Origin of the sequence: Qingrenia yutianensis (assembly GCF_014385105.1) — a bacterium.
GTDB lineage: Bacteria > Bacillota > Clostridia > UMGS1810 > UMGS1810 > Qingrenia > Qingrenia yutianensis.
The window spans coordinates 28,874-53,065 of the sequence record NZ_JACRTE010000007.1 but is presented as its reverse complement, the minus strand read 5'-3'; the positions used below and the strand labels follow the sequence as shown (position 1 = coordinate 53,065).

Sequence of the window (24,192 nt, the reverse complement as noted above, 5' to 3'; positions counted from 1 at the left end):
TTTTTATGAAAACAAGCGATTTTTACTACGATTTGCCCGAGGAGCTTATCGCACAGGACCCTCTCGAGGACAGAGCGTCGTCGCGCCTTTTGGTGCTGAACAAAAAAACGGGCGAAATCGAGCATACGATATTTAAAAACATTAAAAATCACCTTAAAAAGGGCGACTGCCTTGTAATTAACAATACAAAAGTTATTCCGGCGCGTCTTATCGGCGAAAAAGAGGGGAGCGGAGGAAAAGTTGAATTTCTTCTGCTGAAAAAAATCTCGCTCGACACGTGGGAAATCATCGTAAAACCGGGCAAAAAAGCGCGCGGGGGTGCGCGTGTGTCGTTCGGCGGCGGACTTTTGACCGCCGAGGTTATTGAGGTTCTGCCCGACGGCAACAGAATTGTGAAATTTTTCTACGACGGCGTGTTTGAAAATGTGCTTGACAAGCTCGGTCAAATGCCCTTGCCTCCGTATATCACCCACGCGTTAAAGGACAAAAACCGCTATCAGACGGTGTATGCGAAAAACGACGGTTCAGCCGCCGCGCCCACCGCCGGACTGCATTTTACGAAAGAACTTTTGACGGAAATCAAGGAAATGGGTGTGTATATCGCAGAGCTTACTCTGCACGTCGGACTGGGCACGTTCCGTCCCGTAAAGGTTGACGACGTGGAGTCGCACGTTATGCACTCGGAGTATTACAAAATAGACGAAGAAAACGCCGAAATTATCAACAATGCGAAGAAAAACGGCGGACGGATTATTTCGGTCGGCACAACGTCAACGCGCGTGCTTGAAACCGTCGCGGACGAAAACGGGCATATGACGGCGAAATCGGGCGAAACGAAAATTTTCATCTATCCGCCCTATAAATATAAAATCGTGGACGCGCTGATTACGAATTTTCATCTTCCCGAATCGACGCTCCTTATGCTTGTGAGCGCGCTTGCCGGCAAGGAAAATATCGCCAGGGCATATAAACAGGCGGTGGAGATGAAATACCGATTTTTCAGTTTCGGCGACGCAATGTTTATAGAATAAACCTCTTTTATAATGAAAGGAATTTTTTGATGTTTAAAATAAAAGCAACCGAAAACAGGGCAAGGCGCGGTGAATTTGCCACAATTCACGGCACGGTGCAGACGCCCGTTTTTATGAATGTCGGCACTCTCGGCGCGATAAAAGGCGCGGTTTCGACAATGGATTTAAAGGAAGTCGGCTGTCAGGTGGAACTTTCAAACACATACCATCTGCATCTTCGTCCGGGCGACGGGGTTGTTCACGATTTGGGCGGACTTCACAAGTTTATGAACTGGGACAGACCCATTCTCACCGACTCGGGCGGATTTCAGGTGTTTTCTCTCGCACAGCTCCGTAAAATCAAAGAAGAAGGCGTATATTTCGCGTCGCACATAGACGGCAGAAAAATTTTTATGGGGCCCGAGGAAAGTATGCAAATTCAGTCAAATCTTGCGTCCACAATCGCAATGGCATTTGACGAATGTGTGGCTCTCCCTGCGGAATACGGCTATGCAAAGCAGTCGGCGGAGCGTACCGCGCGCTGGCTTGTAAGGTGCAAAGACGAAATGAAAAAGTTAAACGCGTCCGAGCGCACAATCAACAAAAAACAAATGCTTTTCGGCATAAACCAGGGCGCAACGTTTGACGATCTGCGCATAAACAATATGAAAGAAATCGCAAAGCTTGACCTTGACGGCTATGCGATAGGCGGTCTTGCGGTGGGCGAAACGCACGAGGAAATGTATCATATTCTGGATGTTACTCTCCCCTTTGCGCCCGAGGACAAACCGCGCTATCTTATGGGCGTCGGCACGCCGGTTAACATTCTTGAGGCGGTTGACCGCGGAATTGACTTTTTCGACTGCGTTATCGCGTCGCGCAACGCGCGCCACGCAAATTTGTTCACGAATAACGGCTATATGAACCTCAACAACGCAAAATACGAGCGCGATATGCGCCCGATTGACGAAAACTGCGGGTGTCCCGCGTGCAGAAACTACTCGCGCGCCTACATCAGACACCTTTTCAAGGCGAAAGAAATGCTTGCAATGCGCCTTTGCGTACTGCACAACCTCTATTTTTACAATCATCTTATGGAGGATATCCGCACCGCAATCGAAGAGGGCAGATTTGCAAAATTCAAAGAAGAAAAAATTGCAGATTTTTCAAAACGATTGTAAATTTTTACAGTTTTTTGATAAAAAATGTATAAAAATATAAAATTTTAAAAAATAAGCGCAAATAATCTTGACATTTGACCGATAAAATAATAAAATAAATAGGTATGTGTTTTATGTTCGACAAAAGATTAGAATAAGGGGTGGAAAAATGGCAGTTAAATATATCTTTGTAACCGGCGGAGTAGTATCGGGTTTAGGTAAAGGAATTACCGCCGCGTCGCTCGGCAGATTGTTAAAATCGAGAGGGTTAAAGGTGACAATTCAGAAATTCGACCCTTATATAAATGTTGACCCCGGCACAATGAGTCCGTATCAGCACGGCGAGGTTTTCGTTACCGACGACGGCGCCGAAACAGACCTTGACCTCGGTCATTACGAGAGATTTGTCAACGAAAATTTGAGCGTTGACAGCAACGTTACCACGGGTAAAATTTACTGGTCGGTAATCACAAAAGAGCGCAGAGGGGATTTCCTCGGCGGAACGGTGCAGGTTATTCCGCACATCACAAACGAAATTAAAGAAAAAGTATACAGAGTTGCAAAAAACAAAAACGTCGACGTGGTAATTACCGAAATCGGCGGAACGGTGGGCGATATCGAAAGCCTTCCTTATCTTGAGGCAATCCGTCAGGTTGCGGTTGAAGTGGGCAAAGAAAACTGTCTTTACATTCATCTCACGCTTCTTCCCTACCTTTCGCAGTCGGGCGAGCAGAAGTCAAAACCCACGCAGCACAGCGTAAAAGAGCTTCTCGGCCTTGGTATCCAGCCCGATATTATCGTGTGCAGAACCGAAATCGGCATTGACGAAGAGGTTAAAAACAAAATCAGCCTTTTCTGCAATATCCGCCCCGACGCGGTTATAGAAAACAAAAACGCATCGGTAATTTACGAAGTTCCGCTTATGCTTGAAGAAGCAGGCCTTGCGCGCGTTGTGTGCGACAGATTAAAACTTACAGATAAAGAACCCGACCTCACAAAATGGAAAGCAATGGTCGATAAAATTAAAAATTTGAAAGGCAGTGTGCGCATCGCGCTTGTCGGCAAATATGTTGCCCTGCACGACGCATATATCAGCGTTGCCGAGTCGCTTAAACACGGCGGAATTGCAAACGACGTAAATGTTGAAATAGACTGGATTGATTCCGAAGAAGTAACGCGAGAAAACGCGGCGGAAAAGCTTAAAAACGCAAACGGAATTTTGGTTCCGGGCGGTTTCGGCGACAGAGGAATTGACGGCAAAATCGCGGCGATTGAATATGCAAGAAAAAATGACGTTCCGTTCTTCGGCATTTGCCTCGGAATGCAGCTCGCCGTTGTTGAATACGCGCGAAACGTTTTAGGCTATGCCGACGCGCATTCAACCGAGTTTGCACCGGACACAGCCCACCCCGTAATCGACATTATGGACGAGCAGAAAGAAATTTCGGATATGGGCGGCACAATGCGTTTGGGACTTTATCCCTGCAAGCTTAACGAAAACGGAAAATGCCGTGCATTATATAATGAAGATTTAATCTACGAGCGCCACCGCCACCGCTATGAGTTCGGCAATGCGTTCCGTGAGGACTTCAAAAACGGCGGTATGCTTATTTCGGGACTTTCGCCCGACGAAAAACTTGTCGAAATAGTTGAGCTTCCGCAGAATAAATGGCATATCGGAGTGCAGTTCCACCCCGAGTTTAAGTCCAGACCGAACAAACCTCACCCGCTCTTTGCAAGCTTTATCGAGGCGGCAGTGAAAAATAAATAAAAATAGCTTAAAAAAGCGTAAAAAATAATAGAAATGTTACAAAGTGTTTATCAAAAATGTAACTAATATTTCGCTATTTTTACATTTTTGTTACAACAATAAATTGTTCTTGACGGCATTTTAAACGGGTGCTATAATGAACACAAGCTTGGTGAAGGTGTCTTTAGTGTGCCTTTAAGTACATATTAAATGTATTTTGAATGTATATGAAGATCCTTTTCCGATAAAGTGATTAAGCTGTAAATGAAAGAGGCGGCTTAAGCACGACTTAAGTTAATCTCTTTCAAAACAAATATTTTATAAGGAGGATTTGAGACTATGAAAAATCTCAAAAAGGTTTTGGCACTTGTTGTAGTATTCGCTATGATGCTCTCCACAGTTGCTTTTGCAGGTTCTTTCCCGGACGTTGCAGATGACGCTGATTATGCAAGTGCAATCGAAACACTCGCAGCAATGGGATTCTTTAAAGGTGACGACAACGGCAACTTTAATCCCGATGCTACAATCACAAGAGCAGAATATGCTGTAATCGTTTGCAGACTTTTAGGTATTGAAGGTTCTGCAACAGGAAAATGCGACTTCACAGACGCTGCTGATCACTGGGCAACAGGCTACATAAAAATGGCTAACCAGTACGGTATCGTTAAAGGCTACGGCGACGGCAACTTCGGTCCCGACGACGCAGTTAAATACGAAGAAGCTGTTAAAATGCTCGTTTGCGCATTAGGCTATGAGCCGATGGCAACATCTAAAGGCGGTTACCCCACAGGTTATATCGCAGTTGCTTCGCAGATTGGTCTTCTTGACGGTGTATCCGGCGCTGCACAGGGCACAGGCGCTGCAAGAAACATTGTTGCTACAATGACTTACAACGCACTTGATATCCCCGTTATGGAGCAGGTTGGTTTCGGTACAGAAATCTCTTACGAAATCATGAAGAAAAATGATGACCATGACAAATCTACTCTCTTGACAAAAATGGGTATCTACAAATTAGGCGGTACAATCCTTGCTAACTCTAAAGTAGACTACAGCGGTTCTAATAACAAAACAGACGCCGGCAAAATCTACTTTGCAATGGACGACGACTATGATTGCCCCGAAAGCGCACTTGCTTTCAAAAACGACAATCAGACAGTTAGAAACCACACATTTGAGGCTGGTCTTACAGACGCTGAAGATTTAGTTGCTACATCTGTTATCCTTTACGTTTCTAAAGTATCGGGCAAATGGACTGTTCAGGCTGCTGAAATCGACGGTGACAACACAAACACACTCGTAATCAAAGCTGGTGATCTTAACGACACAGAAAAAGATTTGACAAAGGGTGATAAAGCAAAACCGTACATCAGATACTACAAAGACGGCGTTACAAGCGGTGACGGCACAAAAGTTAACCTCAACGGTAACTACGTTGCAGCTTGGAACAACAACATTGCTGACCTTACTGCTTTGACATCTGACGTTTCTGCAACAGTTGAGTTCATTGACTGGGATAACGATAACAAATATGATATCGTTAAAGTTTCCGAGTATATGCACTTGATTGCTGACAAAGTTGACGAAAAGAAAGGTATTATCGAAACGCTCCAGGGCACAAAGATTGACCTTGATATCGACAACGACGACGCTATCGTTTCTATCAAAGATGCAAACGGTAAAGCACTTGAAATGACAGACATCGCTAACGGCGACGTTCTCGCATTGCTCATCACTTCTAAAGATGAGAAAGCAGTAAGACCGAAACTTAACTATGCAAAAGCTAACTATGAAGCTTTGGATATCGTTGTTCTTAAAGACAGCACTGTAACAGGCGCAGTTAAAGAGTACGACGCAGACGGTTCTGACCTTACAATCAGCGTTGACGGTAAAGACTATGATGTTGCTACAGGCGATGCTGGTATATACAACAAGAGCAAAATCGATCTTCAGGCTGAAGGTACTTTCTACATTGGTATCAACGGTGATATCGTAGGTTTTGAGGGTGACAAACTTACATCTGACAACTATGGCTTAATCCTCTCGGCTTACACATCTTCTAACAAATCTACTGCTCCTCAGGTTACAATTATGACAAAAGAAGGCAAAGAGGTTACATATGACTTCGCTTCTTCTGTAAGATTTGTTAACCCGAACACAGGCAAATACATCAAAGAAAATACAAAAGACAAAGCTTCTTCCGATTTGGTATCGAGCCTCGAAAAAACAACTTGGAAAGATGTATTGTCTACATCGAAAGAAATCAGAAACAGCTTTAATGATGCTTTCACAGATGAGCTTGATGAGATCACTGAAGCTAATCGTTCAGCTGAAGTTGCAAAGAGACTTATCACTTTCAAACTCAACTCGAGCAATGAAATCGTTGAAGTAACACCTGCTTCTACAGACAAAGTTACAACTGAAGATGTAGATTTCGGTATTGCAAGCACAACTGCTACAAAAGAAACATACAAAGCTAACGGTCAGAAACTTGGTAAATACCTCTTGGCTGACGATGCAGTTATCTTTGATGTAGACTTCGACAATCCGTCGAGCACAAAAGTAAGCGATGTATCTTACTTCGTTGACGATAATGATTACACCGCACTTCTTTACAACAAAGATGATGACGGATATTACGGTGCAGTTGCAATCGTTGCAGCTGACGCTGTATTTGAAGACGGCGCAGGTCTTGCAATCGTTGAATCTAAGAGAGACACAATGGTTGACGACAAAGAAGTAACTAAAGTTGTTGCATACAAAGACGGCGAAAAAGTTGAACTTATCTTCGATGATGATGAGTATACACAGAAATACAGTGATGTAGCTCCTGAAGATTTCGCAATCGGTACAGTATTTATGTATACTGCAAATGCAGAAGGTCTTGTTTCTAAATACGCAGTAGTTGGTCAGACAACTGTTGCAAGCAACAACACAAAGACATTTGCATTCAATGCTAAATTCGCTAAAAACTACACTGCTGACGGTGACAAAGTAAGCGTTAAAGACGGTGACGCATTCTATCTTGGTTACATTATGGATAAGACATCGAACGACGCTACTGTTACAGTTGGTGTAACTGCTGCTGTTGCAGGCAAAGGCTACAAAGCTGACAAGAACGGTGACCAGTTCACAGTTTCTAAAGCTAACCAGTACACAGTTACAGGTAATGCAAAGAACACATCGCTCTCGATTGGTTCTTACACATACGGCGATATAGACAAATACGATGCTGACAAAGATGCTGCTTACTACGTTCTTATCAGAACATACGAAGATGATGAGATCGATATCATCTCGTTCGACGGTAAAGCACAGGCTAAACCCGCTAAATTGTTCGGCGGCGAAGACAAAATCGTTTATGATGCAACAATCGAAGACAAAACTTACGATGATGTTGATGCTGCGAAAGCTGCTATCAAAGTAACAAAAAAAGTAAACGATGAAGATGCTAAAGAAGTTACAACTGGTATTACATTTGGCGATGCTGTGGAAGATACAACTAACACAGATGCAACTGTAAAAGTTTACAAGATTGCAGTTAAAGTTGATGGCAAAGATATAAAAACTTTGACATTCAAAGTTAAAGTTGTTGCTGGTGGCACTGTAGGCGCTGAAATCAAAGATGAAGTTAAAACAGCTGACACAGTTGTAAAAGCTGACGACGCTGACCTTTAATTCTTAACAGAGTTAAATATAAGCAAATTAAAAGAACCGCTCATTTCGAGCGGTTCTTTTTTTGTATGTTTATTTATTGCACCGCGTGTTTGTTTATTTTGCGCTTATTTACCGTACGTGTTTATTTGCGTATTTGCAAACATTCCCTCGTATATCAATCATTATATTGTTTAATGATTAAATTTCGATTTGTGAGAAATGTGCAATTTACATTGCAGGGGACGATGCCCACATCGTCCCGCATATATAAAATCCATACAAAACAAAAATTTCCGCAATGTTATGCAAACATAAACCGCAAAACATAAGGTTATAAATATACAAACATAGATTTCGATATACAACATAGATTTCGTAAAACAAAACGGGACGATGTGCGCATCGTCCCCTACAATATTTTATGATAGAATTATATATTGCAGAAATGGACACATTTCTGCATAATTATCAAAACACATAAGAACGAAAAAACCTCGGCCGTATGACCGAGGTTTTGATTTTAATGTTTGTAATAGAACGATGCTCACGCTGTTCCGTTGGTTTTAATAACACAACGCTTGTTTATCAGTTAACGATTGTAAGCTGTGTTTCCTTGTCGAATACGTGTATCTTATGCGCGTCGAACGCGATGTCGATAACGTCATCTTTCTGTGCTGTGCTTCTGGGGCTTACTCTTGCAACGAACGGTGTTCCTGCGATTGTAAGGTACAGATATGTTTCAGCACCCATAACCTCTGTAAGGTCTACGTTTGCTTTAACTACGCAGTCTTTAGCAATCGAGATAAATGCTTCTTCGTCGTGCAAATCTTCGGGGCGGATGCCCATAACAACTGTTTTGCCGACATAGCCTTTTTCTTCAACAGCTTTAGCTTTTGTTTCTTCAAGCTTAACGCTGTGGTCGCCGAATGTAAGATAAATTCCGCCGTCTTTAGAAACAACCTCTGCGTCGATAAAGTTCATCTGCGGGCTTCCGATAAAGCCTGCAACGAACATATTGCAAGGATAGTTGTAAAGGTTAATCGGCGAATCAACCTGCTGCATAAGACCGTCTTTCATAACAACAATTCTCGAACCCATTGTCATAGCCTCTGTCTGGTCGTGGGTTACATAGATAAATGTTGTCTGCAATCTGTGATGCAGTTTGCCGATTTCCGTTCTCATCTGAACACGAAGTTTCGCGTCGAGGTTGGAGAGCGGTTCGTCCATAAGGAATACTTTAGGCTCACGAACGATAGCACGGCCGAGCGCAACCCTCTGTCTCTGTCCGCCTGAGAGAGCCTTCGGCTTTCTGTCGAGAAGATGTTCGATATCGAGGATTTTTGCAGCTTCGGTAACACGTCTGTTAATTTCGTCTTTCGGTGTTTTGCGGAGCTTAAGACCGAACGCCATATTTTCGTAAACCGTCATATGCGGATACAAAGCGTAGTTCTGGAAAACCATTGCAATATCTCTGTCTTTCGGAGCGACGTCGTTCATAAGCTTGTCGCCTATGTAAAGTTCACCTTCCGAAATTTCTTCAAGACCTGCAATCATTCTCAATGTTGTGGATTTACCGCAGCCCGAAGGTCCAACAAGAACGATAAATTCTTTGTCGGCAATTTCGAGGCAGAAATCTGAAACGGCAACAACGCCGCCTGCGTATTTTTTATAAATGTGATCCAATTTAAGACTTGCCATTTTATTACCTCCCGTGTGATGAATTATTTGCAACCGTGGCAGTTATTTTATATTGCAAAAAAATTTTTTGCATTTAAATACACTATATCAGTTTACGGTAATATGATACCACAAATTTCAATTTAATGGAATTAGGTAATTGCACAAAAATCCGAAAAGATATTTAGCAACATTGCATAAAAAGGCTGTTTTTAAGGCAAATTTTTGCCCTTTGCACCGCGCCTTTAGTGGGTTTTGCACAACGGTTAAAGCGATTTTCGGCACCCTGTTTGGTTATGTTGGATATTGCCGATTTTTACTTGTCAATATTTTTGGTGAAAACGCAAAAAACCGTTGCTTGTTTTTTGTGATTATTGTGCATATGCTACACTATTTCGCTTCTTTTATAGACAGCGAAATGCGCTTTTTCGCCTCGTCCGCCTCCAAAACCTTGACTTTCACAATGTCGCCGACCGATAGCACCTCGGTGGGGTTTTTGATGTAGCGGTCGCAGATTTGCGAAATGTGCACAAGTCCGTCCTGGTGAACGCCGATGTCAACAAACGCGCCGAAGTCGGTGACATTGCGCACCGTGCCGGTCAAAATCATACCTTCTTTAAGGTCGGAAATGCTCAAAACGTCGGTGAGCAAAAGCGGTTTCGGCAATGTGTCGCGGACGTCTCTGCCCGGCTTTAAAAGCGAATCGGCAATGTCCGAAACGGTGATTTCGCCGACGTTGTTGTCTGCGCAGAAATGCTGTAAATCAATGGTTTTCATACGCTCTTTAATGTCGCCGACCGCGCGGTTTGCAACGTCGCTTTCGGTGTAGCCGAGCGTTTTCAAAAGTGCGCGCGCCGCTTTGTACGATTCGGGGTGAACGCCCGTGTTGTCGAGAATTTCACCGCCGTCGGGAATGCGCAGAAATCCTGCGCACTGCAAAAATGCTTTCGGCCCGATCTTGTCAACTTTCAAAAGTTCTTTGCGCGACGAAAATTCGCCGTTTTCCTCGCGGTATTTAACGATATTTTTCGCCGCTGTCTGATTTATGCCCGAAACGTAGCTCAAAAGCGCATACGATGCGGTGTTAAGGTCAACGCCGACGGTGTTAACGCAGTTTTCCACAACGCCCGTGAGTGCCTCTTTCAAGCGTTTTTGGTTCATATCGTGCTGATACTGTCCCACGCCGATTGATTTCGGGTCGATTTTGACAAATTCCACCAGAGGGTCCTGGCAGCGGCGTGCGATTGACACCGCACTGCGCTGTTCAACCGTGAAATCGGGAAACTCCTCCTCGCCCTCTTTCGACGCGGAATAAACCGACGCGCCCGCCTCGTTGACAATAAGGTAATAAACTTTCCTGTCCGCATCTTTTATAACGTCGGCAATGAACATTTCGCTCTCTTTCGACGCGGTTCCGTTGCCGATTGCAATGAGGTCAACGCCGTATTTTTCAATGAGCGAAAGCACGTATTTTTTTGATTTTTCCTTATCGTGATGCGCAAGTGTGCAGAAAATTATGCCGGTGTCGCACACCTTTCCCGTTTTGTCGATAACAGCGACCTTACAGCCTGTCCTGTATCCGGGGTCAACGCCGAGAACGGTTTTGCCCTTAATCGGCGGCTGCATAAGGAGCCTGTCCAGATTTTTTGAAAACAGTTTTATTGCGTTTTCCGACGCGTTTTCGGTGAAAAATCCCCTCACCTCGCGCTCGATTGACGGCGCGATAAGACGCTTGTATGCGTCGCGCACCGTTTCTTTCAAAATATCGGTGTATATCGAATTTTCGTTTTTGATAATTTCCTTTTCAAGGCGCGCAAAAATTTTGTCCTCGTCAACCTCAACGGACACGCTTAAAAATTCCTCTTTTTCACCGCGGTTTATGGCTAAAATGCGGTGGTCGGCAACCTTTTTGAGCGGTTCGGAAAAGTCGTAATACATACGGTAAACCGAGTCTTCGTCCTTTGTATTTTTTGTGCGCAGAATACCCTCGCGCTGTGTGAAATTACGTATAAATTTTCGGCAGTCCGCGTTGTCGGACAGCATTTCGGCAATGATGTCACACGCGCCCGAAATCGCCTCCTCCGCGCTTTCCGTACCCTTTTCGGGATTTATAAACGGCGACGCAATTTCGTTTAAATCGCCCGAATTTTCCTTTTGAAGAAGTATGATATTTGCAAGCGGTTCAAGCCCTTTTTCTTTTGCGATTGTCGCCCTTGTGCGCTTTTTCTGCTTATACGGACGGTAAATGTCCTCAAGTTCCTGCAAAATTTTCGCGTTGTTTACGGCAGTGAGAATTTCGTCCGTCATTTTGCCCTGTTCGGTTATGAGTCGGATAATCTCGTCACTGCGCTCGTTAAACGACCGAAGATAGTTAAGACGGTCGTAAAATGTGCGCAGAATTTTGTCGTCCAAAGAGCCTGTCACTTCTTTTCGGTAACGCGCTATAAACGCGATTGTGTTACCCTCGTCGAGCAGTTTTATTGTGTTTTCCGCCTGCTCCTTTTTTATGTTTAATTCACTGCAAAGCGTTTTGATTATGTCCATTTTGTCCTCCGGTAATTTTTTCGGTTTCTTCTTTTGTAAGCTTTTTCACTTCGCCTTTTCCAAGGCTTTCGTCAAGATAAAGACCGCCCATTGCAATGCGTTTGAGATACGCAACGTGCGTGCCGACGGCATCAAACATACGCTTTATTTGATGAAATTTGCCCTCGCGGACGGTAATTTCGATTTCGCTCGAATTTTCGTCCGATTTTAAAATTTTAAGACGCGACGGGAGCGTTTTGTAGCCGTCGTCAAGTACAATCCCGTCCGCAAACATTTTTATGTGTTCATCGGTGATTTGCCCGTCGATTTTCGCAAAATACGTCTTGTCCACGTGCTTTTTGGGCGAGAGAATATTGTGCGCAAAATTTCCGTCGTTGGTGAGGAGCAAAAAACCCTCGGTGTCGATGTCTAGCCTGCCCGCGGGAAAAAGCGAAAAGTATTTGTATTCATCGCCCAAAAGGTCCAAAACCGTCTTTTTGCGCGTATCTTCGGTTGCGCTGATGTATCCCTGCGGTTTGTTCATCATAAGATAGATAAATTTTTCGTAAACAATCTTTTTTCCGCAAAGCGCAACGTCGCTGTTTTCGTCAACCGCCGTCTGCGCCGATTTGCAAACCGCGCCGTCAAGCGTCACAAGACCGTTTGTAATCATCTTTTTTATGTCCTTTCGGCTGCCCTGTCCGCAGTCCGCCAGAAATTTGTCCAGACGCATTTTTTACTCCTTTTTAATGTATTCGGTGTCGTTTACCGACGTGATAAACCCGTCGATTTTCGGGCTTACGATGTCCGCGGCTATAATTTTGCCCTGATACACAAAAACATTTGCATAGGCATATTTTTCGTCGCCGGCGTGGTTTAAAACGCGGTAGGACCAGCGCTCGGCAACCGCACCGCGGTACTTTGAAAGGTCAAATCCCGACCTTTTTTGAATTTGCGCATAATTTTCAAGCGCGCTGTCAAACGTTACGGGAATTTGCACTTTTTCGCATAAATACGGCACTTTTTCCACTTTCCAGCCGTATTTTTCAATAAATTTAATCCGTCCTGCGTCGGTGTCTGCGTCAAGCCGTCCGACGGGATTGAAAATCACCGCAGAAAGCCCGATAAGCACAATAAACGCAAAACAAAAATGCTTGAAATATCTTTTTATAAATTCCATAAATCCGCCCTCATTTTTAATATTTTCAGTAAATTTTATTAAAAATTTTGAGCCGATATGAACAGTATAGTAAAAATCGCGTCAAAAATCAACAGTTTTGCGATAAAAATTTTGAAATCGGAATTGACGGAAAGGTGACATAATTTTTATGCGCAAATTCTTGAAACACAAATGTAATATTTGAATAAAATCAGGCAAATAATCCACATATCCACAAAGTTATCCACAAAAACAAGCCTTATTTTGAGGTTTAAACATAAGTTATCCACAGTTTTACATAAATTTTGCATAATTTATCTGTTGAAAAGTTTGAGGTTTACATAACCCCCGAATGCTCGGAAATTGTAAAAATATGTAAAATAAAAGCATAAGATGCGTAAAATTCCCGTCATAAAAAGGAAAATCGGCACGGTGAAAATCCTGTGTGTTTTGCGGTTTGAAAAAATTTAAAAAAACTCTTGATTTTTGATGTAATTTGTGGTAACATATTATCCGTACGATTACGCACGCACAAAAAATTCCAATCGTGTGGCCTTGTTTGTCAGGGCTGATATTTTGTGCGGAGGTACAACAAAAGGAGGAATTTTATAATGTCAGTAATTTCTATGAAACAGCTTCTCGAAGCAGGTGTTCACTTCGGTCACCAGACGAGAAGATGGAACCCGAAGATGGCAGAGTACATCTACACCGAAAGAAACGGTATCTACATCATCAATCTTCAGAAAACCGTTAAAAAAATCGAAGAAGCTTATGCGTTTGTTAAAGAAGTCGCAGAAAGCGGTCAGGACATTTTGTTCGTAGGTACTAAAAAACAGGCGCAGGATTCTATTAAAGAAGAAGCCGAAAGAGTAGGTATGTACTACGTTAACGCAAGATGGCTCGGCGGTATGATGACAAACTTCAAAACCATCAAGCAGAGAATTGAAAGATTAAATCAGCTCCGCAAAATGGAGGAGGACGGCACATTTGACCTTCTTCCCAAAAAAGAAGTTATCAAATTAAACCTTGAAATCGAAAAACTCGACAAATACCTCGGCGGTATTAAAGATATGAAAAAACTCCCCGGCGCGCTCTTTATCGTTGACCCGAGAAAAGAGAAAATCGCGGTTGCGGAGGCTAAAAAACTCGGTATCCCCGTTGTTGCTATCGTTGATACAAACTGCGATCCCGACGAAGTTGACTATGTAATCCCCGGCAACGACGACGCAATCAGAGCCGTAAAACTTATCACTGCTACAATCGCTAACGCGGTTATCGAGGGCAGACAGGGCGAACAGCTCGCTCCCGAGGCTGAAAAAGAAGAAGCGGCTGAAGAATAATATCGGATTGCGAAAGGAGAAATTTTAATGTTTACAGCTAAAGACGTTAAAGAATTAAGAGAAAAAACAGGCTGCGGTATGATGGACTGCAAAAAAGCGCTTACCGAGTCTGACGGCGATATGGAAAAAGCTATGGAGCTTTTGAGAGAAAAAGGTCTTGCGGCGGCTACAAAAAAAGCAGGCAGAATTGCCGCTGAAGGTATTGTAAGCTCGTACACAAGCGACGACGCTTCCGTGGGCGCTATTATCGAGGTTAACTCCGAAACCGACTTTGTCGGCAAAAACGCTGATTTTAAAGCGTTTGTAGGCGCTCTTGCAAAAATTGTTGCAGACAGCAATCCTGCTGACCTTGAGGCTCTTAACGCTCTCAAATTCGACGATACAAAGACTGTTGAGGAGGAACTCCGCGAGAAAATCCTCACAATCGGCGAGAATATGAAAATCAGAAGATTTGCACGTTTTGAAGGAAACGTTGTAACTTATATCCACGGCGAGGGCAGAATAGGCGTTATGGTTAAAGTTGAGGGCGACCTCACAGACGACGCAAAAGCTGCCGCTAAAGACGCTGCAATGCAGATTGCCGCTATGAATCCGCTTTATCTTGACAAGACAACAGTTCCGGCTGAAGACCTTGAAAAAGAAAAGCATATCATTCTTGCGCAGATGAAAGAAGATCCCAAGAATGCCGGCAAACCCGAAAACATTCTTGAAAAAATGCTCACAGGCAAGGTTAACAAATTCTATGAGCTCAACTGCTTAAATCAGCAGGAATTTGTTAAAGATTCCAACTACAAAGTTGAAAAATACCTTGCAGAAAAAGGCATTAAACTTGTTGATTTCGTTAGATTTGAAAAAGGCGAGGGTCTTGAAAAGAAAGAAGAAAATTTCGCTGACGAAGTTGCAAGTATGATGAAGTAATTTTTCCGTTATACGGTTAAAATTTATTTTATGATGTGTAAAACCGCTTAAAACATACGTTTTAAGCGGTTTTTGTGTTGTTAAATTTTATATTATAACATATGTGATTTTTGTTGTACGGGACGATGCAGGCATCGTCCCGTACATATTTATTTCGTGAATTTTGCCCAAACAAACACAAATTTTTTTACTCAAACAAACGTCGCTCAACCTCGGCGCAAATATAATGATACGTCGGCAAATGCAACTCCTGAACCTTATACGTTTCGGTTTCACACACTTTTATTGAAACGTCGGCGATTTCCTCCGAACGGTTGGGTTTTGCGCCCGTGAGCGCAACGGTGAACATTCCTTTTGCCTTTGCCGCGATAAGCGCGTTAACCACGTTTTTCGAGTTGCCCGACGTCGAAATTCCTATCGCAACGTCACCTTTTTTGCCGTAGCCGTACATAAGCTGTGCATACACAAAATCGGGCGCAACGTCGTTGATAAACGCCGTGTTAACCGCCGAAAGTGACGGAAGCGAAATGGCAGGCACCGCGTACTGAAAATTTTTCACCGCGTCCTCCGTGCCGAACGCTTTCACAATCGCGTTCCTGTCCTCGCCCTTAAACGGTCTTTTGAGCATAAAACCTTTCATAAATTCGCCCACAATGTGGTCACAGTCGCTCTCTGAACCGCCGTTTCCGCACAAAAGCACTGTTCCGCCGCTGTTGTATGTATTTATAATCGCCTCGATAACTTTCTCGATTTTATCCTCGTTTTCTTTAAGCATAGGGTATCTTTCGTAAAATTCATTTTTCATAACATCTGTCCTTTCTCTTATGTTTGTCTATTTGTCAAGCGCCGCCGCGAGCGCGGCAAGGTCGCCCAGGTTTTCGTCAAATTCAGCCGGCACAATTTTGCAAACGTCCAGCGAATACGAAAGCGCCTCTTTTTCGAGAACTTTTTGCATCTCGTCCGCCAAAAGACCGTACGCACGCTTGAAAACCGAGCCGATAACAATAATTTCGGGATTTAAAACGTCAATCAAAATCGACAGCCCCATACCGAGTTTCTGCGCGCATTTTCGGTAAATTTCCTTTGCGTCGTCAAAACCCTCGTTTGCACATTCCGCAATTTTTTTCGCGCTTATATCGTCAATTTCGCCGATGTTTTTGCAGTACGACAGGCTTTTGCCGTTTTTAAGCGCGTTTTCCGCCTCGGATTTTCCCATTTTTGCAATTCCGCCGCCGCTGCAAAAACCCTCAAACGAGCCGTTTTTGCCGAATCCCCGCGGACCGTCGGACGCAAGACGAATGTGCCCCGCCTCGCCTGCCATACCGTTTGTTCCGGAATAAAGCTTGCCGTCAAGTATCAAACCGGCGCCCATACCCGTGCCGAACGTGAGAAAAACAACGTTGGAATATCCTCTCGCCGCGCCGAATTTCCACTCGGCAAGCGCGCACGCGTTCGCGTCGTTGCGCACCGAAACGCTGACGTGATATTTGTTTTCCAAAAATTTTTTAATTTCCACGTCGTCCCAGCCTGGCAGATTGGGAGGCGACATAATAACGCCCCTTTTTTCGTCCAGCGGGCCTCCGCAGCTCACGCCGATTGCGTCGATTTTTTCGCCGTCCGCAATCTCGTCAATCTGCTTGCAGAAAAGGTCAAGCGCCTTTTCGGGTTTTATGTTTTTTGTGTCGGTTTTAATTTTTTTTATAATTTCAATTTTGCCGTTTTCGTCCAAATTTCCCTTTATAACGGCGCATTTCGTGCCTCCGATGTCAATGCCGATAATCAAAAGAAGTCACCTCTATTTGAATTTTTTCTTAAAGCTTGTCGGTGTGTGATTTGTGTATTTTGCAAAAACCTTGCAGAAATATTTCGCGTCGTTAAAACCGCACAGCGAGGATATTTCGGCAATGCTTTTGTTGGTGTCGAGAATGAGATTTTTCGCCTTGTTAACGCGCAGATTGTTGACGTAATGGTTGATTGTTTCGCCGGTTATCGACTTAAACGTACCGCAAAGATAGTTCGCGTTGACGCTGCACCCTGTGGCAATATCCACAATGGAAAGGTTTGGATTTTGAAAATTTCTTTCCATATAAAGAAGTGCAGATTTCACAAGGCTGTTGAAATCCGCGGTGTTAACCAGCTTTTCAATGCGCGTGAGCGTTCCGAGAAGATGATTGTGCAAATCGTCCAGCGACTTTGCCTCGAGAATGTCAAACGCGTTGTCAAAAAGGCTGTATTCGTTGTTGTAGGCGAAAAAATAATTCTTGAAAAACTTGTAAATCATCTCGGAAATGTTGTAGTAAAGCTTTTTTGCCGCCGAGCTCATCATAATGTTGCTTTTGTATAAATGCTTGTATAAATTTTCGGCGAGAGTTTTCGCCTCGGCATACTTTTCCTCGGTGAGAAGATTGTAAAATTCCTTTGTGATTTTGTCGTTATCAATGTCGTTTTTGCCCGTCTGCTCGGAATAAAAAATTGCCTTGTTCGGCTGGTGGAAAAACGCGTTGTCCAGTGCGCAGACCGCGTTTTCGTACGATATGTAGGTATCTTTTCCGCTCATTTCCACACTGCCGGCGGCGCATTTCACTGTTTCGCCGTCCTTGAGATTTGAAAAAAGCGCGCGGAAAATTTTTTCTGTGTCTTGTTTTAAATTTATGGTGTTTGAGTAGAACAAAACCTCAATCACGCCGTTATTTTTGTAGCGGTTTATAACGTTCACCGACGTCTGTTTTGCGTTGTTTATAAGGCTTTTCGCCACCGACGCAAGGTCGTATTCGCCCTCGGGAACGATAATCGCGGCAAGCACGCGCGAGTTTGTCACCGCCTTGTACTGCGGAAGATTTTTAAGTTCATCGGGAACGCTCTGGTTTTTGAACATATACTCCAAAAGACGCGCGCCCGTTTCATCGGCAAATATATCCTGCGTTGCAAGCTCTTTCGCCTCGTCCTCGGCTTTTTTCACCGCCGCGGCAAATTCCGCGGAGTCAAGCGGTTTTTCAAGGTAATCCACAACGTTGAGCCTGATTGCCGCTTTCATATACGCTTTGTCGGAGTAACCCGTGAAAAATATAATTTTACATTTCGGATAAATCTCCAAAACCCTCTGTGCAAGGTCTGTGCCGAGCATTTTGGGCATACTTATGTCGCTGATTAAAATGTCGGGCTTGAAATTCTGCATAAGCTTCAGCGCCGCCGTGCTGTTTTGCGCCTCGCAGATGTTTTTCCGCTCGTATCCGAGCTTTGTAAGCTCGCTCAAAACCTGCCGTCTTGACGGCGTTTCGTCGTCAACAATCATAATGTTTACCATCGGACAAACGCTCCTTTGATTTTGCTATTTTTCCAGAACCGCCGCGACCATTTTCACAAACATTTCTTTCGCTCCGGGGCATTTTGCAAGCGGAACAAACGCGGTGCGAAGCGGAATTTCGCGTCGGTATACCACCTTAAACGGCGAACTTTTCAAAATGCGGTTGAAACGTTTTATGGTCATTTTGTTGATGTACGAAATTGTTTCGCTGCCGTTTTCGTCTTTTGAAAAGCGGAATTTTATGCGCATATCCTTGTCGGGCATATCGGAAATAAGGTCTTTGTATGCGCTTATCATAGTTTTCTGCGAAAACATCATATGCACCCACGGTATGCCGATTACGTCGGATAAATGCGCGCCGTACGGGTGGAAATAAGGACAGAAATTTATAAACAGTCTGCCGTTGTCTTTGAGCACGCGGTAACACTCGGCAAGCACCTTTTCGGGCTCGGCAACGTGCTCCATCGAGTCGTTCATAATAATTGTGTCAAAGGTTTTATCGTCAAACGCAAGCTCTTTCGCGTCGCAGAGACGGAATTCAAACTTGTCCGAAAGACCTTTTTGCTCGGCAAGCTTTTCCGACTCCTCCTTATAATGCGCCACAACGTCCACGCCGTACACCTTATTTGCGCCCATCGACGCATAATAAAGCGATTTTCCTGCCGCACCGCAGCCGATGTCGAGAACCGTTTTGCCCTCAAACATATCCTTGGGCGAGGTGAACGCGGTGTAGTTTTTTATGGTGTCCGCGCCCTTTAAAAACTGCCATTCGGCATAACTCATTTTGCCCTCGTTTTGTAAGTTAAACGGGTGAACGGGGAGCGGGAAGAATTTGTTCAGCGATAAAAGTACGTTTTTTGCAGACATAATTTTCTCCTAAAAAATAAAATATAAGCATTATTACGCTTATATTTTATCATAAAATTATTAAAAATAAAAGGTTTATTTTATAAAAATTGAAATTTCTGTAATATTTTCCGTATTTATATCATCAAAACCGTCAAAATCGGGGTCATTGCCAAGCTTTTTGGCGAGCAGACGGTACTGTTCGGCGGTGACGGTAAGGGTAATTTCGCCGTTTTCACCCATAATTTCAAAGCCGAGAATTTCGCCGATTTTCTTTTCCGTTTCGGCTAAATTAAGCTTGGAATTTACGGTAATTTTTGCGGGTTCATATGCAAAGTTTGAGGCGCCCGACGCCATTTTAAACGTTCCCCGGTCAGGTGCGGATTCCCGGTCTGTATCAGAGTTTTCGGCGGTGTAGTCAGAATAAATGCTAATCGGCATTGTGTCGGCTTCGTCTGCCGTCGACCGCGAAATTTTGCTTGCCGTATCGCCGTTGCCGGCTTGTATTTTGTTTTGCGCCTTTTCGGTTTCCTCGGTTTTTAAGGTGCCGGATTCTTGCGGAATTTCCTGTTTCCCGCCTGTTTCGGGCTGAATTTTTTCCGTATTTGCGCTATATTTTTCGGTCGGTTTACCGTAAATTTTATTTTCGTCAAATGACTTTTCCTGATTGTCTGTCTTTTTTGTGCTTTCCGTTTCTTTTTCGTCCGCGGTTTCTTTTTCGGCATTTTCCGTAATATCAGCGCTTGATTTTTCCATAAATCCGTCATCTTTGTTTTGCACAAATTTATCGGATTTTTCAACGGCGTTCTTCACGGTTCTGTCGTTAAATTCTTTCCAGACGGGGTTTCCGATTGCAACCGCGGCAAGAATGACAAATGCCGCCGCCCAAGCGGAAAATTTTCCGAAACGCGCAAACGCGCGTCTTTTTTCGGGAACAGCGGATTTCAATTTTTCGCGCACCTCATATGTGAAATTTTCGGGCGCAGAGTATTTTGCATCGGCGAGAAGAATAAGCGTGTTTTTTAACAAATCAAGTTCGCGTTTGCAGTCTTTACAGGTGTGTATGTGCGCCTCAAATGCCGATTTTTCGGCGTTTTCAAGCATACCGTCAACATATGCCGACATTAAATTTTTTGCCTTTTTGCAGTCCATAAACCGCGCCCTCCTTTCGTGTTTTTATCCTGTTACACCTATTAGACGTTTCAAGTTACAAAAAAGTTCCGTCTTTTTGCAAAATTTCTTTTAATGCGCTCCGGGCGCGGTTAATGCGCGATTTTACCGTGCCCTGCGACGATTTCAGAATTTTTGCGATTTCCTCGTACGATATGCCGTTTATATCGCGGAGAACAATTACCTCGCGGTATTTTTGAGGCAGACTTGCAATCGCATTCCGCACGGCATCGCGCCTTTCCTTTTTCTCAAGTGCCTTTTCGGGCGTGTCGGACGTATCCTTTATTTCACACAAGTTTTCGTCCGAGTCAATGCTCAAATTCCCGTTTTGGCGCGACATTTTTCTGAATTCGTCCTTGCAGGTGTTTATTGCAATTCTCGTTATGTAGGTCTGAAACGAGGAGTCGAACTTGAACTTTTTAATGTTTTTATATGCCTTGATAAATGTGTCCTGGGCGGCGTCGTTCGCGTTGTGATAATCTTTCAAAACCGCATAGCAAACGGTAAAAACCGCGTCATTATATTTTTCGACGAGCAGGGAAAAACTTTCGTCGTCGCCGTCCTGCGCGCGAAGAATTATTGATTTTTCGTCCAAAAACGCTCCCCCTTTCTCACAAATTATAATCATAATAACACTATTTATAAAAATTTGCAAGAGTTATGTAGACAAATTGCGAAAAAAGGGGTATAATTTAGTTGAAAAATTTTAAAAATTTGGGAGAGATTTTTTATGAAAACGTTTAACATAGGGCTTGTAGGATGCGGTTTTATGGGAAAAACTCACACTTTCGGCTATAAAACAATTCCGCTTTATTACGAAAATCTGCCGTTTAAAATAAACTTGAAAACCGTGTGCGCGTCAGGCAAAGAGAGCGCGAAAAACGCGGCGGAACGAATGGGTTACGAAAATTACACCGACAATTTTGACGATATTATAAACGACGAGAGTATCGACATTGTGGACATCTGCACGCCGAATTATCTGCACGCGGACGAGATTTTTTCCGCTGTGAAAGCAAAAAAGCACATTTATTGCGACAAACCGCTGGTGTCGAAGCTTGCGGACGCGGAAAAAATTGCGGATTTGGAGAAAAATTACGAAAAATGCACGCAGATTACCTTTCAAAACCGATTTTTCCCTGCAACAATGCTTGCAAAAAAGATGATTGACGAGGGCAAAATCGGCAAAATTTTAACGTTTGAGGCAAAGTTTCTGCACTCGGGTTCGATTGACAAAAACAAGCCGATTGGCTGGAAACAGGACGGCGAAAAGGGGGGCGGAGGCGTGATTGTCGACCTCGGCTCGCACGTTATCGACCTTATGCGTTACCTTTTGGGCAACTACGCGGACATTTTCTGCAAGACGAAAATTCTCTATCCCGAGCGCCCCGACAAGGACGGAAATACGGTGAAAATCGCCGCCGAGGACGAGGCACACGCGCTTGTGACGATGAAAAACGGCGCTAACGGAGTTATGACGATTTCCAAAATTTCAACAGGCACCAACGACGAGCTTTCGTTTGAAATTTACGGCGACAAGGGCGCTCTGCGGTTTAATCTTATGGACGCGAACTATCTTTATTATTTCGACAACACGCAGAAAGAGGACGTTTTCGGGGGCGAGCGAGGTTTTAAACAAATTGAGTGCGTTCAGCGTTTTGACGCGCCGGGCGGACTTTTCCCCAGCTCAAAAAGCAGTATCGGCTGGCTCCGCGGTCACGTTCACTGTCTTTACAATTTTTTAAACTGTGTTTACGAAAACAAAAAATGCACCCCGAATTTTTCGGACGGCGCATATGTGAATTACATTATGGATTTGATGTACAAATCGGCGAAAGACGGCAAAACTGTCTTTTGTAAATAGTTATATTTTGACATAAAACTAATTTTTAATATAAACGGGCGGTGTATAAAAATCTGCGCCGCTCATTCTTTTTGTCTTATCGTTTGCACAAAGATACGCAAAGTCGGTTGCGAGAATATCATATTTAAACATCGAATTTTTACTGCCGTTAAAGTCGGCGGTTTTGGTGACGATTAAATTTTTGCCGGGCGAATTTTTCAAAAGTTTTCGTCCGCGCTCGTTCATTGCAAGCGGACGGATATAATCCAAAACCGAATTTTTCTTAATATCAAAAAACGCACATTTTGACATACGTTTAATTCTGCTTTCGGTGTATCTTTTGGACAGCGCATTTTTGTAAAATTCATCAAGACTGTTTGAAATTTTTGCACTTTTGATAAGCCTGTTCGCCATTCCGGGTTCACCGCCGAGAATGTTTTTCTCCGCGCATTTTAAGCGGAAATAGCCGAGAATAAGGCTCTCCGCGTTGTTTTCGTCAAAAATTTCGTAATTTTTTGCGCAGTACGGCAAAAATTTGTCAAAATCCGCACCTTCAAAAATCATTTTGCGGATTTCGCTTGCCGACGCGAAATTTCCGACGGGTTTTCCGCCCGAATGTTCGGTTAAATGACGCTTTACCGTGACGGGGCGCATTTTGCTTTTCGTTTTGTAAACCGCGCTGATGTACTCAACCCCCAAAAGGTCGTTGGGTGAGAAAATCCGTTCCCCGAATGAATTATCCAAAAACTTACCGATTGCCTTTTCGGTTGCGGAAGGATAGCTCATTCCGCTTTGCATAAGGGTTTTAACCGTATCGTTAAAGCTTTTTTTTCGCTTGATTTCGGCGATTTTTTGCAGAAAATCTATATCACCGCACTCACTGCCGAAGCTTAAATAATCGACGTTTCCCAAAAGATTGAGTACGCTCACCGCGCCGTAAGCGTATTTTTCACCCGACTGCAAGCAAAAAAACGCAGGGATTTCCAGCACCAAATCGGCGCCGTTTTCCACTGCGTTTTTCGCACGCGTCCATTTATCAAAAACGGCAATTTCTCCGCGCTGAACCAGGCTTCCGCTCATTGCGCAAACCGCCGTGTCGCACCCGAGGAGCCTTTTCGACTCCGCGATGTGATATTTGTGCCCGTTGTGAAACGGGTTGTATTCGCACACAATGCCCAGCGTTTTCATAAAAACTCCGTTAATTCTTTTGTTTGTTTTTGCCGTTTTTTATAACCTTAAGCCGTGTAAATTCCTCGCGCTCTTTTTCCTCCAGCACATTCTGAATGTCGGACGAAATTTTTTCGTAGCGCGGAATCATAATATTTTTAAGCGAATTTGCCCTTTTCTGCGTTTTTTTGATGTTGCTCGCAAGACGGTAAACCGAATTTTCGATTTCCGCAAGACGGATTGTGAGGTTTTTCACCTCGTTGAATTTCAAAAACGCGTCATCAAGGCTTGACGGCGTGGTGAAAAAGTCGTATTCGGTTGCCGCCTTTTTCTCCTCGTAGTCGATTGACGGGATTTCAACGCCCATAACACTGCGGAATTTTAGGTCAATTCCGTCCTCAATGTGTGTACATCGGCTGATTTTTTCAACCTCCGAAATGCCGATTGAGATGTTTGCGCGCTGGAGCGACGCATAAGCCTCGCGGTATTTTCCGTCAATTTCGCCCTGAATACTCTGCGCTTTTTCGATGAGCGACATCATTTCTTTAATGAGAATATTTCTCTTTTTGTCGAGCAAATCGTAGCCTTGTTTTGAAAGCTTTAACGAATTTTTTGCGGCGATAAGATTGCCTTTTGTGGCAAACAGCGTAACGTCCATATTCTCACCT

At 43.7% G+C, this 24,192-nt stretch carries 19 protein-coding genes; 7 read left to right on the top strand and 12 right to left on the bottom strand.

The genetic code is table 11. The features are described from left to right. Positions 1-5: 5 nt before the first annotated feature. The 4 genes from queA to H8706_RS07355 all read left to right on the top strand — a co-directional run bounded on the left by queA (position 6) and on the right by H8706_RS07355 (position 7,598). A complete protein-coding gene (queA, locus tag H8706_RS07370; protein WP_262432110.1) occupies positions 6-1,031 on the top strand; it encodes a tRNA preQ1(34) S-adenosylmethionine ribosyltransferase-isomerase QueA in 1,026 nt (341 codons plus the stop codon). A gap of 29 nt (positions 1,032-1,060) precedes the next feature. After that, entirely contained in the window at positions 1,061-2,191 is a 1,131-nt protein-coding gene (gene tgt, locus H8706_RS07365) for a tRNA guanosine(34) transglycosylase Tgt (RefSeq protein WP_262432109.1), read from the top strand. Between the two features lie 148 nt (positions 2,192-2,339). Next, positions 2,340-3,941 carry a CTP synthase gene (locus tag H8706_RS07360; protein ID WP_178348648.1) on the top strand — a complete coding sequence of 534 codons (1,602 nt, stop codon included), beginning with the start codon at positions 2,340-2,342 and terminating at the stop codon, positions 3,939-3,941. Positions 3,942-4,259: 318 nt separating this feature from the next. Further along, a complete protein-coding gene (locus H8706_RS07355; protein WP_262432108.1) occupies positions 4,260-7,598 on the top strand; it encodes an S-layer homology domain-containing protein in 3,339 nt (1,112 codons plus the stop codon). Positions 7,599-8,162: 564 nt separating this feature from the next. Here H8706_RS07355 and H8706_RS07350 read toward each other — a convergent pair. The 4 genes from H8706_RS07350 to H8706_RS07335 all read right to left on the bottom strand — a co-directional run bounded on the left by H8706_RS07350 (position 8,163) and on the right by H8706_RS07335 (position 12,957). After that, positions 8,163-9,275, bottom strand: a complete 1,113-nt coding sequence (locus H8706_RS07350) for an ABC transporter ATP-binding protein (protein ID WP_262432107.1) — start codon at positions 9,273-9,275, stop codon at positions 8,163-8,165. 369 nt (positions 9,276-9,644) lie between these two features. Then, complete coding sequence (locus tag H8706_RS07345; protein ID WP_262432106.1) at positions 9,645-11,798, bottom strand: Tex family protein; 2,154 nt, start codon at positions 11,796-11,798, stop codon at positions 9,645-9,647. After that, the gene (locus H8706_RS07340; protein WP_262432105.1) at positions 11,770-12,510 is read right to left on the bottom strand and encodes a pseudouridine synthase; all 741 of its coding nucleotides are present in this window, start codon (positions 12,508-12,510) and stop codon (positions 11,770-11,772) included. Before H8706_RS07340 ends, H8706_RS07345 begins: the two co-directional genes overlap by 29 nt. Positions 12,511-12,513: 3 nt before the next feature. Then, complete coding sequence (locus H8706_RS07335; protein ID WP_178348643.1) at positions 12,514-12,957, bottom strand: DUF4830 domain-containing protein; 444 nt, start codon at positions 12,955-12,957, stop codon at positions 12,514-12,516. Positions 12,958-13,547: 590 nt separating this feature from the next. On the opposite strand from H8706_RS07335, the gene rpsB reads away from it, so the two are divergent. Next, the gene (gene rpsB / locus H8706_RS07330) at positions 13,548-14,276 is read left to right on the top strand and encodes a 30S ribosomal protein S2 (protein WP_178348642.1); all 729 of its coding nucleotides are present in this window, start codon (positions 13,548-13,550) and stop codon (positions 14,274-14,276) included. Between the two features lie 27 nt (positions 14,277-14,303). Continuing rightward, on the top strand, positions 14,304-15,194 hold the full coding sequence (gene tsf, locus H8706_RS07325) for a translation elongation factor Ts (RefSeq protein WP_178348641.1): 891 nt from the start codon (positions 14,304-14,306) through the stop codon (positions 15,192-15,194). A 187-nt stretch (positions 15,195-15,381) separates the two neighbouring features. Here tsf and H8706_RS07320 read toward each other — a convergent pair whose 3' ends face one another. The 6 genes from H8706_RS07320 to H8706_RS07295 form a co-directional block, all read right to left on the bottom strand. Continuing rightward, complete coding sequence (locus H8706_RS07320) at positions 15,382-15,999, bottom strand: D-sedoheptulose-7-phosphate isomerase (RefSeq protein WP_178348640.1); 618 nt, start codon at positions 15,997-15,999, stop codon at positions 15,382-15,384. A gap of 27 nt (positions 16,000-16,026) precedes the next feature. Then, positions 16,027-16,977 carry an ROK family protein gene (locus H8706_RS07315; RefSeq protein ID WP_262432104.1) on the bottom strand — a complete coding sequence of 317 codons (951 nt, stop codon included), beginning with the start codon at positions 16,975-16,977 and terminating at the stop codon, positions 16,027-16,029. A 12-nt stretch (positions 16,978-16,989) separates the two neighbouring features. Then, positions 16,990-18,498, bottom strand: coding sequence for a response regulator transcription factor (locus H8706_RS07310; protein WP_262432103.1), 1,509 nt, complete (start codon positions 18,496-18,498; stop codon positions 16,990-16,992). A gap of 24 nt (positions 18,499-18,522) precedes the next feature. Further along, positions 18,523-19,365, bottom strand: coding sequence for a class I SAM-dependent methyltransferase (locus H8706_RS07305; protein WP_262432102.1), 843 nt, complete (start codon positions 19,363-19,365; stop codon positions 18,523-18,525). Between the two features lie 75 nt (positions 19,366-19,440). Next, entirely contained in the window at positions 19,441-20,496 is a 1,056-nt protein-coding gene (locus H8706_RS07300) for an anti-sigma factor family protein (protein WP_262432101.1), read from the bottom strand. Positions 20,497-20,551: 55 nt separating this feature from the next. Then, positions 20,552-21,109 carry an RNA polymerase sigma factor gene (locus H8706_RS07295; protein ID WP_262432100.1) on the bottom strand — a complete coding sequence of 186 codons (558 nt, stop codon included), beginning with the start codon at positions 21,107-21,109 and terminating at the stop codon, positions 20,552-20,554. 135 nt (positions 21,110-21,244) lie between these two features. Between H8706_RS07295 and H8706_RS07290 the strand changes: the two genes are divergently transcribed. Continuing rightward, a complete protein-coding gene (locus tag H8706_RS07290) occupies positions 21,245-22,378 on the top strand; it encodes a Gfo/Idh/MocA family protein (RefSeq protein ID WP_262432099.1) in 1,134 nt (377 codons plus the stop codon). An 18-nt stretch (positions 22,379-22,396) separates the two neighbouring features. On the opposite strand, the gene H8706_RS07285 is transcribed toward H8706_RS07290, so the two are convergent. Next, on the bottom strand, positions 22,397-23,545 hold the full coding sequence (locus H8706_RS07285; RefSeq protein ID WP_262432098.1) for a tRNA(Met) cytidine acetate ligase: 1,149 nt from the start codon (positions 23,543-23,545) through the stop codon (positions 22,397-22,399). A 10-nt stretch (positions 23,546-23,555) separates the two neighbouring features. Beyond that, entirely contained in the window at positions 23,556-24,182 is a 627-nt protein-coding gene (locus tag H8706_RS07280; protein WP_178348632.1) for a V-type ATP synthase subunit D, read from the bottom strand. Positions 24,183-24,192: the final 10 nt, after the last annotated feature.

Coding starts and splice junctions, on each gene's coding strand:
- queA (WP_262432110.1), top strand. CDS start 6: ATGAAAACAAGCGATTTTTACTACGATTTGCCCGAGGAGCTTATCGCA.
- tgt (WP_262432109.1), top strand. CDS start 1,061: ATGTTTAAAATAAAAGCAACCGAAAACAGGGCAAGGCGCGGTGAATTT.
- H8706_RS07360 (WP_178348648.1), top strand. CDS start 2,340: ATGGCAGTTAAATATATCTTTGTAACCGGCGGAGTAGTATCGGGTTTA.
- H8706_RS07355 (WP_262432108.1), top strand. CDS start 4,260: ATGAAAAATCTCAAAAAGGTTTTGGCACTTGTTGTAGTATTCGCTATG.
- H8706_RS07350 (WP_262432107.1), bottom strand. CDS start 9,275: ATGGCAAGTCTTAAATTGGATCACATTTATAAAAAATACGCAGGCGGC.
- H8706_RS07345 (WP_262432106.1), bottom strand. CDS start 11,798: ATGGACATAATCAAAACGCTTTGCAGTGAATTAAACATAAAAAAGGAG.
- H8706_RS07340 (WP_262432105.1), bottom strand. CDS start 12,510: ATGCGTCTGGACAAATTTCTGGCGGACTGCGGACAGGGCAGCCGAAAG.
- H8706_RS07335 (WP_178348643.1), bottom strand. CDS start 12,957: ATGGAATTTATAAAAAGATATTTCAAGCATTTTTGTTTTGCGTTTATT.
- rpsB (WP_178348642.1), top strand. CDS start 13,548: ATGTCAGTAATTTCTATGAAACAGCTTCTCGAAGCAGGTGTTCACTTC.
- tsf (WP_178348641.1), top strand. CDS start 14,304: ATGTTTACAGCTAAAGACGTTAAAGAATTAAGAGAAAAAACAGGCTGC.
- H8706_RS07320 (WP_178348640.1), bottom strand. CDS start 15,999: ATGAAAAATGAATTTTACGAAAGATACCCTATGCTTAAAGAAAACGAG.
- H8706_RS07310 (WP_262432103.1), bottom strand. CDS start 18,498: ATGGTAAACATTATGATTGTTGACGACGAAACGCCGTCAAGACGGCAG.
- H8706_RS07305 (WP_262432102.1), bottom strand. CDS start 19,365: ATGTCTGCAAAAAACGTACTTTTATCGCTGAACAAATTCTTCCCGCTC.
- H8706_RS07300 (WP_262432101.1), bottom strand. CDS start 20,496: ATGGACTGCAAAAAGGCAAAAAATTTAATGTCGGCATATGTTGACGGT.
- H8706_RS07290 (WP_262432099.1), top strand. CDS start 21,245: ATGAAAACGTTTAACATAGGGCTTGTAGGATGCGGTTTTATGGGAAAA.
- H8706_RS07285 (WP_262432098.1), bottom strand. CDS start 23,545: ATGAAAACGCTGGGCATTGTGTGCGAATACAACCCGTTTCACAACGGG.
- H8706_RS07280 (WP_178348632.1), bottom strand. CDS start 24,182: ATGGACGTTACGCTGTTTGCCACAAAAGGCAATCTTATCGCCGCAAAA.